This is a genomic window from Geodermatophilus bullaregiensis (genome assembly GCF_016907675.1).
Classification (GTDB): Bacteria; Actinomycetota; Actinomycetes; order Mycobacteriales; family Geodermatophilaceae; genus Geodermatophilus; species Geodermatophilus bullaregiensis.
The window spans coordinates 2,183,211-2,196,369 of sequence record NZ_JAFBCJ010000001.1; the positions used below are offsets into that span (position 1 = coordinate 2,183,211).

General features: G+C 76.5%; 12 protein-coding genes. 4 read left to right on the forward strand and 8 right to left on the reverse strand.

Annotated elements, in window-relative coordinates; genetic code table 11:
* Nucleotides 1-63: 63 nt before the first annotated feature.
* Nucleotides 64-267: a hypothetical protein gene (locus JOD57_RS10300; RefSeq protein ID WP_204691944.1), complete on the forward strand. Its 204-nt coding sequence runs from the start codon at nucleotides 64-66 to the stop codon at nucleotides 265-267.
* Nucleotides 268-342: 75 nt separating this feature from the next.
* On the opposite strand, the gene JOD57_RS10305 is transcribed toward JOD57_RS10300, so the two are convergent.
* Genes JOD57_RS10305 through JOD57_RS10325 form a run of 5 tightly spaced genes read right to left on the reverse strand, consistent with a single transcriptional unit; the run spans nucleotide 343 to nucleotide 6,602 of the window.
* Nucleotides 343-1,851, reverse strand: a complete 1,509-nt coding sequence (locus JOD57_RS10305; protein WP_204691945.1) for a class I adenylate-forming enzyme family protein — start codon at nucleotides 1,849-1,851, stop codon at nucleotides 343-345.
* Nucleotides 1,851-2,867, reverse strand: a complete 1,017-nt coding sequence (locus JOD57_RS10310) for a phosphotriesterase family protein (protein WP_307824594.1) — start codon at nucleotides 2,865-2,867, stop codon at nucleotides 1,851-1,853. Before JOD57_RS10310 ends, JOD57_RS10305 begins: the two co-directional genes overlap by 1 nt.
* Nucleotides 2,868-2,911: 44 nt before the next feature.
* Nucleotides 2,912-4,438 (reverse strand): mycofactocin dehydrogenase MftG, encoded by a 1,527-nt coding sequence (mftG, locus tag JOD57_RS10315; protein WP_204691946.1) that lies wholly within the window; start codon nucleotides 4,436-4,438, stop codon nucleotides 2,912-2,914.
* On the reverse strand, nucleotides 4,435-5,739 hold the full coding sequence (locus JOD57_RS10320; protein ID WP_204691947.1) for a class I adenylate-forming enzyme family protein: 1,305 nt from the start codon (nucleotides 5,737-5,739) through the stop codon (nucleotides 4,435-4,437). Before JOD57_RS10320 ends, mftG begins: the two co-directional genes overlap by 4 nt.
* Nucleotides 5,736-6,602, reverse strand: a complete 867-nt coding sequence (locus JOD57_RS10325) for an MBL fold metallo-hydrolase (RefSeq protein ID WP_204691948.1) — start codon at nucleotides 6,600-6,602, stop codon at nucleotides 5,736-5,738. The genes JOD57_RS10320 and JOD57_RS10325 overlap by 4 nt, the downstream gene beginning before the upstream one ends.
* A gap of 58 nt (nucleotides 6,603-6,660) precedes the next feature.
* On the opposite strand from JOD57_RS10325, the gene JOD57_RS10330 reads away from it, so the two are divergent.
* Nucleotides 6,661-7,203 (forward strand): hypothetical protein, encoded by a 543-nt coding sequence (locus JOD57_RS10330; protein ID WP_204691949.1) that lies wholly within the window; start codon nucleotides 6,661-6,663, stop codon nucleotides 7,201-7,203.
* A 70-nt stretch (nucleotides 7,204-7,273) separates the two neighbouring features.
* On the opposite strand, the gene JOD57_RS10335 is transcribed toward JOD57_RS10330, so the two are convergent.
* Nucleotides 7,274-8,605 (reverse strand): peptidoglycan DD-metalloendopeptidase family protein, encoded by a 1,332-nt coding sequence (locus tag JOD57_RS10335; RefSeq protein WP_307824595.1) that lies wholly within the window; start codon nucleotides 8,603-8,605, stop codon nucleotides 7,274-7,276.
* 299 nt (nucleotides 8,606-8,904) lie between these two features.
* Between JOD57_RS10335 and JOD57_RS26810 the strand changes: the two genes are divergently transcribed.
* Together JOD57_RS26810 and JOD57_RS10345 are read left to right on the forward strand one after the other, a co-directional pair.
* Nucleotides 8,905-9,969, forward strand: coding sequence for a Glu/Leu/Phe/Val family dehydrogenase (locus JOD57_RS26810; RefSeq protein ID WP_204691951.1), 1,065 nt, complete (start codon nucleotides 8,905-8,907; stop codon nucleotides 9,967-9,969).
* A gap of 199 nt (nucleotides 9,970-10,168) precedes the next feature.
* On the forward strand, nucleotides 10,169-10,387 hold the full coding sequence (locus JOD57_RS10345; RefSeq protein WP_204691952.1) for a DUF3073 domain-containing protein: 219 nt from the start codon (nucleotides 10,169-10,171) through the stop codon (nucleotides 10,385-10,387).
* A gap of 120 nt (nucleotides 10,388-10,507) precedes the next feature.
* Here JOD57_RS10345 and purM read toward each other — a convergent pair whose 3' ends face one another.
* Complete coding sequence (gene purM, locus JOD57_RS10350; protein WP_204691953.1) at nucleotides 10,508-11,569, reverse strand: phosphoribosylformylglycinamidine cyclo-ligase; 1,062 nt, start codon at nucleotides 11,567-11,569, stop codon at nucleotides 10,508-10,510.
* The gene (gene purF / locus JOD57_RS10355) at nucleotides 11,566-13,143 is read right to left on the reverse strand and encodes an amidophosphoribosyltransferase (RefSeq protein ID WP_204691954.1); all 1,578 of its coding nucleotides are present in this window, start codon (nucleotides 13,141-13,143) and stop codon (nucleotides 11,566-11,568) included. Before purF ends, purM begins: the two co-directional genes overlap by 4 nt.
* Between the last annotated feature and the right edge of the window lie 16 nt (nucleotides 13,144-13,159).

Genomic DNA, 13,159 nt, shown 5'->3' on the forward strand with positions numbered 1-13,159 from the left:
GGCGCCGATGTCCGTCGCCTTTCGCCCTGTGGTCCGGACCGGTCCGCTGCCTACGGTCGGTACGTGCTCACGACGCTCCTGGTCATCGGCGGTGTCCTCGTCGGACTCCTCCTGCTGCTCGCCCTGATCGTCACCCTGAGCGCCCGGCCCGCGACCCGCCCCGCTCCCGGCCGGCCCGCCGGCTGGGTCGCCGACGCCGGCCGGCCGCACCCCGACGCGTGGGCGCCGCTGAGCGGCACCACCGAGGAGATGCGCGCGGTCCAGTGACCGCCCCCTGACCCGGCGTCCCGGCGGCTGCGGACAGCGCGCCGCCGGGACAGCCCGGACCGGCCGGTGCGGTGCTCAGCGCAGGGGCCGGCCCCACTCCGTCTCCTGGCGCAGCACCGGTTTGAGCACCTTGCCGCCGGGGTTGCGCGGCAGGACCGCCGGCCGCACCGACACGAACTGCGGCACCTTGAAGTCGGCCAGGTGCGCGCGGGCGTGGTCGAGGACGGCCTCGACGTCGAGCTCGGTGCCCGGCAGCGGCACGAGGACGGCACCCACCTTCTCCCCCATCACCGTGTCGGGGACGCCGACCACCGCGACCTCGAAGACGCCCGGCGCCGCCGCGAGGACGTTCTCCACCTCGACGCAGTACACGTTCTCGCCGCCGCGGTTGATCATGTCCTTGGCCCGGTCGACGACGTAGGTGAAGCCCTCGTCGTCGATGCGCGCCAGGTCGCCGGTGTGCAGCCACCCGTCGACGAAGGTCTGCGCCGTCGCCTCGGGCTTGTCCCAGTACCCCTGCACGACGTTCGCGCCGCGGACGAGCAGCTCCCCCACGCCGGTCTCCGGGTCGGGGTCGGCCACCTGCAGGTCGACGACGGGCGCCGGGAAGCCGACCGAGTCCGCGTGCGTGTCGGCGTACTCGTGCGGGAGGAACGTGGAGATCGACGAGGTCTCCGTCAGCCCGAAGCCGTTGCCCACCCGGGCCGCGGGGAACGCCGCCTTGATCCGCTGCACCAGGTCCGGGGCGATCGGCGCGCCGCCGTAGGTGGCGAAGCGCACCCCGCTGACGTCGACGTCGGCGAAGCCGGCCTGACTGATCGCCAGCCAGAACACCGCCGGCACCGACGTGACGACGGCGACCCGCTCCTCCGGGACCACCCGCAGGAAGCGGCCCACCTCGAACGCCGGCATGACCACCGCCGCGGCACCCCCCTGCAGCGCCACCAGCAGCTGGCTGTTGCAGCCGGTGACGTGGAACAGCGGCACGCTGACCAGGTTGCGCAGCGACGGGTCGTGCCCCGACAGGCCCACCACCCGGCGGGCGGTCTCGGTGTTGCTCAGGAAGTTCTCGTGGCTGGTCATCGCGCCCTTGGGGAAGCCCGTGGTCCCCGAGGTGTAGAAGATCGCCGCGAGGTCCGACCGGCGCAGGCCCTCCTCCACGTGCGGGTCGCCGTCCGGCAGCGCGGAGCCGGGTCCCAGCACCACCCGCGCGCCGCTGTCCTCCACGACGTAGCGGGCCTCGGCCTCGGTGAAGCGGGTGTTCACCGGCACCGCGACGCCGCCGGCCATCAGCGTGCCGAAGAACCCGAGCACCCAGTCCACGCCGTTGCCCAGCCGGATCGCCACCCGGTCACCCCGCCCCACGCCGGCCGCGCGCAGCCCGCCGGCGACCCGGGCGGCGCCGTCCTCCAGCTCACGGAAGGTCAGGCGCGGCCCGTCGACCTCCACCACCGCCTCGCCGCGGGGGTCGCGCTCCACCGACGTCCGCAGCATCGCGACCACCGAGTCGGGCAGGTCGGTGTAGTGCTTGACGCCGGCGGCGTCGCGCTCGACGCCGCTCTCGTCGAAGGGGTGCAGGGCCATCAGTACCTGCCGACGTTCTCGAAGCACCGGCGCGGGTTGTCCACCAGCATGGTGGTGATCTGCTCGTCGGTCACCCCGTGCTCGCGCAGGTAGGGCAGCACGTCCTCGTGGACGTGCGTGTAGTGCCACTGGGGCAGCAGGTCCATGACGCCGGGCGCCAGCCAGTCGATGTAGCAGGAGGCGTCCTGCGAGAGCACCATGCTGCCGGCGTGGCCGCGGCGGCACATCTCCACGACGGTGTCGGCGCGGGCCTCGAACGTCGTCTCCAGGTTGATCCCGAAGCGGTCCATGCCGAGGACGAACCCGGCCTCGGCCAGCTCGGACAGGTGGTCGACGTCGGTGGTGTCCCCGCTGTGCCCGAGCACCACGCGCTGCGGGTCGACGCCCTCGTCGCCGAGCACCTTCTGCACCTCCAGGCCGGTGTGGCTGCCCGGGTGGGTGTGCACGGTGATCGGGACGCCGGTCGCGCGGTGCGCCCCGGCCACGGCGCGCATGACCCGCTCGACGCCGGCGGTCAGCCCCTGCTGGTCGATGGCGCACTTGAGGAAGGCGGCGCGGACGCCGGTGCCCGCGATGCCGTCCTCGATGTCGCCGACGAACATGTCGACCATCGGGTCGGGCACCTCGGCGCCCACCGCCGCGTTGAGCGCCGGACCGCGGTGGTGGAAGAAGAAGGGGACGTCGTCGTAGGTGTAGCAGCCGGTGGCCACGACGATGTTGAGGTCGACCTGCTCGGCGATCCGCTGGATCCGCGGGACGTAGCGGCCCAGGCCGATCACGGTCGGGTCGACGATCGTCCGGACGCCGGTCGCGGCCAGCTTCCTCAGCTTCTGCACCGCGTCGGCCACGCGGTCGTCCTCGCTCCCCCACTCCTCCGGGTGGTTCAGCTGGACGTCGGCGGTGAGCACGAAGACGTGCTCGTGCATGAGCGTCTGGCCGAGCTCCGCGGTGTCGACGGGGCCTCGGACGGTCTGCACCTGCGGCACGGGCGGGTCCTCCTCGAAGGGCTGCAACACGGGAGGCCGACGTTAACCGAGCTGTGACCCGCACCACGAGGGGGTCAGCCGCCGGTCATCAGCTCCGCGGCCCGCTCCCCCACCAGCACCGCCGTCGCCGCCGGCCCGCGCGTGGGCACCTCGGGCAGCACGGAGAGGTCGGCGACCCGCAGCCCCGCGACGCCACGGACCCGGAGGTGCTGGTCGACGACGGCACCGGGGTCGCCGTCGGGCCCCATCCGGGCGCTGCCGGCGAGGTGCTGGGCGGTCGCCAGGCTCCCGGCGACCCAGGCGTCGAGCGCCCGGTCGTCGGCGAGGACGTCGTCGGCGGGGTCGCCGCAGTGGGCGACCAGCGGGGCGAGCGCGCGGGTGCGCAGCAGCGCCGCGGCCAGCCGCACGGCCTCGCGCAGCCGGCGCCGGTCGGCCGCCGTCGCCAGGTAGCCGTGCGCGATCCGCGGGGCGGCGGCGGGGTCGGCGGAGGCCAGCGCGAGCCGGCCCCGGCTCTCCTCGCGGTAGAGGCCCGCGGCCAGCGAGAGCGTCGTGCCGTCCCCTCCGCCGCCCGGGACCACGCGCGCCCACGGCCGCAGCCACGGCAGCACCTCGAGGTCGCCGGGCACCGGCGAGTCCTCCGACGTGGTGTTGAGCACGCTGTGCAGCGGCAGCGGCCAGTCACCCTCGGGCAGCCCCGCGAGCGGCGTCCAGGGCAGGTAGACCAGCGGGTGGTCGGACAGGCCGGCGCCCACGCCGGGGGCGTCGACGACGACGTCGATCCCGTGCGCGCGCAGGTGGGCCGCGGGGCCGACGCCGGAGAGCAGCAGCAGGTGCGGGGAGCCGGCCGCGCCGGCGGCGAGCACCACCTCGGCGGCGCGCACCGGCCCGGCGTCGGTGTCCACGCCCACCGCCCGCCCGCCCTCGACGAGCACCCGCCGCACGTCCACCCCGCCGCGGACGGTCAGCCCGGCCGCGCCGCGGCGCGGTGAGAGGTAGGCCATCGCCGTGTTGACCCGGACGCCGTCGCGCACGGTGAACGGCACCGGCCCCCAGCCGGGCGGCCCGCCGGCGTTCTTGTCCGGCTCCTCCGGGACGCCGAGCTCGGCCGCCGCCGCGGCGAGGGCGTCGGTCAGCGGGGAGCCCGCGGTCGGGCGGCTGACCGGCAGCGGGCCGTCGCCACCGTGCCCGGGCCGGTCGCCGTACTGCCGGTCGGCCTCGAGCCGGCACCAGGCCGGGAGGCTGGCGGCGAGGCTCCAGAGGTCGTTGCCGGCCGCGGCCCAGCCGGCGTGGTCGGCCGGGGTCGCGCGGACGAAGTACCCGCCGTTGACCGCGCTCGACCCGCCGACCCCGCGCCCGCGAGGCAGCGGCGCCCGGCTGCCGGGCGTGAGCTCGCTGCTGAGCGACCGGTTGGCCGGGTGCCCCGGGACCGTGGCCCCGAGCGTGGCCGCGTCGCGCAGGTCGGGTGGGAAGTCGCCGGGCCGGGCGTGGTCGGCGCCGGCCTCGAGCAGCAGCACCCGGCGTCCGGCGTCGGCCAGGCGCGCCGCGAGCGCGCAACCGGAGGAACCGGCGCCCACGACGACGACGTCCCAGCCGGCGGTCACAGCCCCAGCGCCCCCGGCAGGTCCAGCCGGCGCACCTTGCCGGTGGAGGTCCGCGGCAGCTCCGCCACCGGGTGCAGGCTCTTGGGCCGCTTGGCCGCCGACAGCCGCTCGCGCGCCCAGTCGGCGAGCGCGGCCGGGTCCGCGGTGCCCACGTAGGCGGCCACCACCCGCTGCCCCCACTCGTCGTCGGGGACGCCGACCACGGCGCTCTCCACCACGTCCGGGTGCGCGTCGAGGACCGCCTCGACCTCGGCCGGGTAGACGTTGACCCCGCCGGAGATCACCAGGTCCTCACGGCGGCCGTCGAGCCAGACCGTGCCGTCCTCGTCGACCCGGCCGAGGTCGCCGACGGTGACCCGGTCGCCGCGCCAGGCGGCCGCGGTCTTCTCCGGCGCGCGCCAGTACTCGACGCGGGCCCACCGCGGGACGGCGCACCACAGCTGGCCGCCCTCGTCGGTCTCCAGCCGCCGGCCGGGGCGCGCACGGCCGACGCTGCCGGGGTGCGCCAGCCAGTGCTCCGGCGGGCAGACGGTGAACTGCGCCTCGGTGGAGCCGTAGAACTCCCACACGCTGCCCTCCGGCAGCGCCGCGAGCACCGCCCGCTTGAGGGGCTCCGGGCACGGCGCGCCGGCGTGCACCAGCCGCCGGAAGGAGGACCAGTCGACGCTGCCGTGCCCGATCAGCCGCTGCAGGTGCGTGGGCACGCAGAAGGTCGTCGTCGGCCGCGCCGTACCGATCACCCCGGCGGCCCGGGCGGCGTCGAACGGTCCGGGCAGCAGCACCTCCCCACCGGCCAGCAGCGTGTGGACGGCGAAGCGCAGCGGCGCCGAGTGGTGCAGCGGCGAGAGGACGAGGTGCCGGTCGGCCGGGCCGAGGTCCCAGAGGTCGATCTCCTCGGCGGCCAGCGCGCGGGCGTCGTCCGGGTCGAGCACGCCGGACCAGACGCCCTTGCGCCGGCCGGTGGTCCCCGACGTGTAGTGCATCGGCCGGGCCAGGGGCACGTCGGCGAGCTCGGCCTGCCCGCTGCCGGTCAGCAGCCGGGCGGGGTCGGTGCCGACGTCGAGGGCGGGGTCGGCGTCGGCCGCGAGCGCGGCCCGCTCGGGAGCCGGGAGCGCCGGGTCCAGCACGACGGGGACGACGCCGGTGCGCAGGGCGCCGAGGACGACGGCCAGCAGCGCCGGCGAGGACGCCGCGGAGACCAGCAGCCGGTCGCCGGACCGCAGTCCGGCCGCCCGCAGCGCTGCCGCCGCCCGCCGCTGGTCGCGCTCGCTGTCGGCGGCGCGCACGACGGGCACGCTCACGGCAGCGACACCCGGTCGCCGTCCACCGCGACGTGCCCCTCGACGGCGAGCTTGGCCAGCGTGGCGCGGGTGGACTGCGCGGCGGCCGGCCACAGCGACCGCGGCACCGCGGCGTAGACGTCGGCCACGAGCGCGTCGACCGTGCCCGCGCCCCGCACCAGCGCGGACAGCAGCTGCGCCTCGCGGAACGCGCGGTGCGCCAGGTAGTAGTCGAGGACCGCGGTGGGGTCCTCGGTCAGCTCCGGCCCGTGGCCGCAGTACAGCGCGCTGGGACCGAGGTCGAGCACCCGGCGCAGCGACTCCAGGTAGGCGACGACGTCGCCCTCGGGGTGGGTGACCACGGAGGTGCCCCGGCCCAGGACGTGGTCGCCGACCAGCACCGCCCCCGAGTCCAGCCGGAAGGCCAGGTGGTCGGCGGTGTGCCCGGGCGTGGGGACGACGCCGAGCGTGGTCCCGGCCAGGCGCAGCCGCTCGCCGGGCTCGAGCACCCGGCCCCGCGGCCCGGCGACGGACGCGTCGGCGGCGGCCACCGGCGCGCCGAAGCGGGCGCCCCAGGGCTGCGCGGCCTCGGCGTGGTCGCCGTGGTGGTGGGTGACGAGGACGGCCACGCAGCGCGCGTCGCGGGCGGCCAGCGCCTCCTCGACCGCGGCCAGGTGGGCGGGGTCGTCGGGACCGGGGTCGACGACGACCGCCTGACCGCTGCCCGGGTCGCCGACGAGGTAGGTGTTGGTGCCGTCGAGCGTCATCCCCGACGGGTTGGGGGCCAGCACCCGCGTCACCAGCGGCTCGAGCGCCGCCGTCCGGGGCAGCGCGCCGGGCGCGGGGAGGGCCCAGGAGGTGCGCGGATCGGCCGGGGCGTGCACGCCCGGCACGCTATCGGCCGCGGGCGCGTCCGGCGCGCCCCGCGGTTAGCCTCGGCCCATGCGCTCGCTCTGGTCCAGGTCCCGTCCCGTGCTGGTCGCCGCGGCCGGCGCCCTGCTGCTCACCGCCGGCTCCTGCGGCGGCGGGGGCGAGGGGACCGACAACGCCGAGGAGTCCGCGGAGGTCACCAGCGCCGAGACCAGCTCCAGCGCGGCGTCGTCCACCGGCGCCACCAGCTCCTCGGCCGCCGGCGACGACCCCGCCATCGCCCAGTTCTGCGCCCAGTCGGCGGAGTTCGACGAGCTGGGCAACCAGCTGACCGCGGCCACCCCGGAGCAGCTGCCCGGCCTGCTGCAGCAGGCGGCCGCCGCGTTCGACGCCGTCCAGCCGCCGGCGGAGATCGCCGGCAACTGGCAGGTCGTCGGCGACGCCGTCCAGTCCTTCGCCGACACCGCCAACTCGGTGGACGCCAGCACCCCCGAGGGCCAGCAGCAGCTGCAGACCGCGGCGCAGGAGTTCGTCACGGTCGCGGGCGGCCCGGACGGCACCGCCGTCCAGCAGTTCGGCCAGGCCAACTGCGGGACCGCGGCTCCCACCTCCTGACGGGGGACCTCCCCGCCGGGAGGCCGTGGGCGACGGCGGGCCCCGTCCCGGGAGGGACGGGGCCCGTCGATCAGCAGCCGCTGATGCTGACGCCGCGGGCGCGCAGCCACGGCACGGGGTCGACCTGGCCGCCGTGCATCGCGCCGGACGGGTGGACCTCGAAGTGCAGGTGCGGGCCGGTGGACTGGCCGCGGTTGCCGACCTCGGCGATGAGCTCGCCGGCGAGGACGCGCTCGCCGGTGCGGACGTACTCGGCGTTGACGTGGCCGTAGACGGTGACCGCGCCGTCGGTGCCGCGGATGTAGACGGCCACGCCGAAGCCGGTGGCCGGGCCGGTGCGCACGACGGTGCCGGACGTGGCCGCGTAGATCGGCGTCCCGATCGGGGCGGCGATGTCGACGCCGCCGTGCAGGGCGCCCCAGCGGAAGCCGTAGCAGCTCGACGTCCGCCCGGAGGTGGGCTTGACGTAGTTGGCGCCGCTGACCGCCGCGGCGCCGGTCGACGAGCCCGACGACGAGCCGGACGACGACGAGCCGGACGAGCCGGACGACGAGCCGGACGAGGCGGCCGCGGTGGCGGCGGCACGGGCGGCGGCGGCGGCCGCGGCGGCCTCCTCGGCGGCGCGGGCGGCGGCCTCGGCCGCGGCGGCCTCCTCGGCGGCCTTCTGCCGCTGCCACTCCTGGTAGGCGTCGCGGGCGCCCTGCAGCTCCAGCAGCTGGATCTGCGCGGCCTGCAGCTGCCCGTCGAGGTCGGCCTTGCGCGCGGAGGCCGCCTCGACGGCGCCCTGCTGCGCGGCGACCTGCGCCTCGGCGGCGTCCTTGGCGGCGGCCGCGGCGTCCTCGGCGGCGGCCCTCTCGTCGCGGGTCACCCGGGCGGCGGACTCGGCGTTGGCCTGCTGCACGCGGGCGATCTCCAGCTCGTCGAGCACGTCGACCTGGACGTCGCCGACGTACTCGAGCATTGCGGCGCGCTGCACCAGCTCGCCGGGTCCGGCGGAGTCCAGCAGCGCGGCGGCGGTGGTGAGGGTGGTGCCGTTGACGTAGCTGTCGCGGGCGAAGCCGGCGATGCGGCCGAGGGCGGCGTCGACGGCGCCGGTGGCCACCTCGAGGTCCGCGGCGGCCTGGTCGGCGGCCGCCTGCGCCAGCCCGAGGGCCTCCTCGGCGGCCAGGTAGGCGGTGCCGGCGGCCTCGGCGTGGACGGCGAGGCGCTCGAGCTCGCTCTCCGCGGCGGCCACCTCGGCGGCCAGCCGGCCGACCTCCGCGGCGGCGGCCTCCTGCGCGGCCGCGGCGTCGGCGATCTGCCCGTCGGTGGGGTTGGGCGGCGGTGAGGGGACGGCGAGCGCGGGGCCCGCGGCGCCCAGCAGGACCGCGCCGGTGAGCAGGCCGACGAGGGCGCTCCGCACGCCCCGGCCGCCACGGGCTCCCACGGCAGGGCCGGACGGGCGCCGGCCGGGACGGCACTGCAACATCGATCGCTCCCTGGGGAAGAGGGGTGGCGCGGAGGCCGGAGCAGCGTCGCACCGGTGGCGTTCCGTCACGCGGACAACACGCGGCACGGGTGCCACCGGGTGACCACGGGACGCCGTCCTCCACATCCGTCCCTCCTGTTGTCGTCACCCGGAGGGGGGACCTTGAGGCCTCGGGACGGATCAGTTCCCGGATCCCGCGGGGACCGCCGGAGCCGCATCTAGGCTCGGGAGCCGTGGACGTCTTCGGATCCGGTGCTGAACAGGTCGTCTTCTGCTCCGACCCCGCGTCGGGCCTGCGGGCGGTCATCGCCGTCCACTCGACGGCGCTGGGGCCGGCGCTCGGGGGCACCCGCTTCCACCCCTACGCCAGCGAGGACGAGGCGGTCGCCGACGCCCTCCGGCTGGCCCGGGCCATGACCTACAAGAACAGCCTCGCCGGGCTCGACCTCGGCGGCGGCAAGGCCGTCGTCATCGGGGACCCGCGCACCGACAAGACCGAGGCGCTGCTGCGGGCCTACGGCCGGTTCGTCGAGGCGCTGGGCGGCCGGTACCTGACCGCCTGCGACGTCGGCACGTACAACGCCGACCTCGACGTCGTCGCCCGCGAGACCCGCTTCGCCCACGGCCGCTCCGAGGTGCACGGCGGGTGCGGGGACTCCTCGGTGCTCACCGCCTTCGGCGTCTTCCAGGGCATGCGGGCGGCCGCACAGCACCGCTGGGGCGCGCCGACGCTGGCCGGGCGGACGGTGGCCGTCGCCGGGGTCGGCAAGGTCGGCTCCTGGCTGGTCGACCGGCTGGTCTCCGACGGCGCCGACGTCGTGGTCACCGACGTCGACACCGCCGCCGTGGAGCGGGTGCTGGCCCGCCACCCCGGCGTCGACGCCGTCGACGACACCACCGCGCTGGTGCGCACCCCCGCCGACGTCTACGCGCCCTGCGCGCTCGGCGGTGCCCTCGACGACGACACCGTCGCGGTCCTGCAGGCCGAGGTCGTCTGCGGCGGGGCCAACAACCAGCTCGCCCACGACGGCATCCCCGACGAGCTGACCCGGCGCGGGATCCTCTACGCCCCCGACTACCTGGTGAACGCCGGCGGCGTGATCCAGGTGGAGGACGAGCGGCACGGCTTCTCCTTCCCGCGCGCCGAGGCCGGGGCCGCGCGCATCTACGACACCGCGCTGCGGGTGTTCGAGGCGGCCGCGGCCCAGGACGTCTCCCCCGCCGTGGCCGCCGACCGGCTGGCCGAGCAGCGCATCGCCTCGGTGGGGCGGCTGGCCACCATCCGCCTGCCCCGCTGAGCCCGGCCGGAGCCCCGCGTCAGGGGGTCCGGCACGTGAGCGCGGCCACGGTCGGGGGACGGCAGGGGGAGGACCCGTGCCCCCGTTCCATCGGTGTCGTAAGCTCGGTCCAGACACAGTCACTTCAGTCGGGGTCGCCACGCGGGCCGTCCAGCCCGTGAGCTGGGCTCCCGTTCTCCGTTATGAGGGGGTCGAGCCGATGGGGCGCGGCCGAGCGAAGGCCAAGCAGACACGCGTGGCCCGTGAGCTCAAGTACAGCTCACCGAACACCGACCTCTCCGCGCTCCAGCGCGAGCTGGCGGGGTCCACTCCGTCTCCCTACACCGCTCCGGCGGCCAAGGACGACGAGGACGACGACGAGTACGCCGATCGATGGGCGGACGACGACGCCGACGACGACTGGGCGGCCAGTCGCTGATCGTCGGCGGCTGGCCGCCCCCGTCCTCCTGAGCACGGCGCGCCGCCGTCCCACCCGGGACGGCGGTGCGAATCGCGCCCGGCACCGGGCGCTCGGTGCGGCGCGGCCGGTGCCGGGGCGTCAGCGGTAGGTGCCGACCAGGCGCGCGCCGGTCCCCCCACGGGTGACCCGGCCGGCCGGCCAGGCCGGCACCCCGCGCCCGGCGAGCAGCTGCACCGCCCGGTCGGCGGCGTCCGCGGCGACGACGGCGACCATGCCGACCCCGCAGTTGAACGCCCGCTCGGACTCCCCGCGCGGCACGCCGTGCTCCTCGAGCAGCCGCACGGCGGCCGGCAGCGCCCAGGTACCGCGGTCGAGGACCGCCCCGAGCCCGTCGGGGACCACGCGCGCGGTGTTGCCGGCCAGCCCGCCGCCGGTGATGTGCGCGTAGGCGTGCACACCGTCCGTCCCGAGCTCCGCGACCAGCGCGAGGCAGTCGAGGGCGTAGACGCGGGTCGGCTCGAGCAGCACGTCCCCCAGCGGGCGGTCCAGCCCGGCGGGGGTGGCGGTGAGGTCGAGGCCGGCCGCGGCGACCACGCGGCGCACGAGTGAGTAGCCGTTGGAGTGGAAGCCGCTGGCGCCCATCGCCACGACGACGTCGCCGTCGCGGACCCGCTCCGGGCCGAGGACCGCGTCGGCCTCCACGACGCCGACCGCGGTGGCGGCGAGGTCGTACTCGTCGGGGTCCATGAGGTCGCCGTGCTCGGCGGTCTCGCCGCCGACGAGGGCCGCCCCGGCCTGCTCGCACCCGGCGGCGATGCCGGTGACGATCGCGGCCACCCGCTCGGGGACGACGCGGCCGACGGCCACGTAGTCCTGCAGGAACAGCGGCTCGGCGCCGCAGGCCACCAGGTCGTCGACGACCATGGCGACGAGGTCGATGCCCACGGTGTCGTGCCGGTCCAGCGCCCGGGCGAGGGCGATCTTCGTGCCGACGCCGTCGGTCGAGGAGGCCAGCAGCGGCCGCCGGTACCGCGCCGTGTCGAGCGCGAACAGCCCGGCGAACCCGCCCAGGCCGCCGACCACCTCGGGTCGGCGGGTCCGCTCGACCGCCGTCCGCATCAGGGTGACCGCGCGCTCACCGGCGTCGATGTCGACGCCGGACCCCGCGTAGGTGAAGCCGCTCCCGGGCGACGGGCTCACGGACGGCGCAGCGCGTCGTCGGCGCCGCCGGGCACCGCGGGGCTGCCGGCCTGCTGGCCGGTCCAGCCGCTGACCGCGCGCTCGCCGCCGCGGGCGTCGGAGATCCGGGGCATCGGCGTGCGGCCGATGCCCTCGAGCACGTGCTTGCCGAGCACGCCGGTCTCCCCCAGCGGGATCGGGTACTCGCCGGTGAAGCAGGCGGTGCACAGCCGGCTGGCCGGCTGCTCGGTGGCGGCGATGAGGCCCTGCTCGGAGACGTAGCCCAGCGAGTCGGCGTTGATGGAGGCGCGCACGCCGTCGACGTCGAGACCGTTGGCGATGAGCTCGGCGCGGCTGGCGAAGTCGATGCCGTAGAAGCAGGGCCACTTCACCGGCGGCGAGGCGATGCGCACGTGCACCTCGACGGCGCCGGCCTCGCGCAGCATCCGGATCAGCGCCCGCTGGGTGTTGCCGCGCACGATCGAGTCGTCGACGACGACCAGCCGCTTGCCGCGGATCACGTCGCGCAGCGGGTTGAGCTTGAGCCGGATGCCGAGCTGCCGGATCGTCTGGCTGGGCTGGATGAAGGTCCGCCCGACGTAGGAGTTCTTCACCAGGCCCAGCCCGTAGGGGATGCCGGAGGCCTCGGCGTACCCGACGGCGGCCGGCGTGCCGGACTCGGGGACCGGGATGACCAGGTCGGCCTCGACCGGGTGCTCCCCGGCCAGCCGCCGGCCGATCTCGACGCGGGCGGCGTGCACGCCCCGGCCGGAGATCGTGGTGTCGGGCCGGGCGAGGTAGACGTACTCGAAGACGCAGCCCTTGGGCTCGGCGGGCGCGAAGTGCTGGCTGCGCAGGCCGTTCTCGTCGATGGCCAGCAGCTCGCCGGGCTCGACCTCGCGGACGACGGAGGCCCCGACGATGTCCAGCGCCGCCGTCTCGCTGGCGACCACCCAGCCGCGCTCGAGCCGGCCGAGCACCAGGGGGCGCACGCCCTGCGGGTCGCGGGCGGCGTAGAGGGTGTCCTCGTCCATGAACGTGAGGCTGAAGGCGCCGCGCAGCTGCGGGAGCACCTCCATGGCGGCGGCCTCGACCGACACGTCCGGGCGGGCGGCGATCAGCGCGGTGACCAGGTCGGAGTCGTTCGTGGCGACGAACGCCCCCGGCACGCCCGCGTCGGCGGCCTTGCCGGCCAGCTCGGCGGTGTTCACCAGGTTGCCGTTGTGGCACAGCGCCAGGCCGGTGCCGGCGTCGGTGGTGCGGAACGTCGGCTGGGCGTTCTCCCAGGTGGAGGCGCCAGTCGTGGAGTAGCGGGTGTGACCCACCGCCAGGTGCCCGCGCAGGCTGCCCAGCGTCGACTCGTCGAAGACCTGGCTGACCAGCCCGAGGTCCTTGTAGACGACGACCGACGCGCCGTCCGACACCGCGATGCCCGCTGCCTCCTGCCCGCGGTGCTGGAGGGCGTACAGGCCGAAGTAGGTCAGCTTGGCGACCTCCTCCCCCGGCGCCCAGACGCCGAAGACGCCGCAGGCGTCCTGGGGACCGGGAGCAGAGGGGTCGAGGGCGTGCGTCAGCCGTCCGTCACCGCGAGGCACCTCCCGAGCGTACCGG

Coding starts and splice junctions, on each gene's coding strand:
- JOD57_RS10305 (WP_204691945.1), bottom strand. CDS start 1,851: ATGGCCCTGCACCCCTTCGACGAGAGCGGCGTCGAGCGCGACGCCGCC.
- JOD57_RS10330 (WP_204691949.1), top strand. CDS start 6,661: ATGCGCTCGCTCTGGTCCAGGTCCCGTCCCGTGCTGGTCGCCGCGGCC.
- JOD57_RS10345 (WP_204691952.1), top strand. CDS start 10,169: ATGGGGCGCGGCCGAGCGAAGGCCAAGCAGACACGCGTGGCCCGTGAG.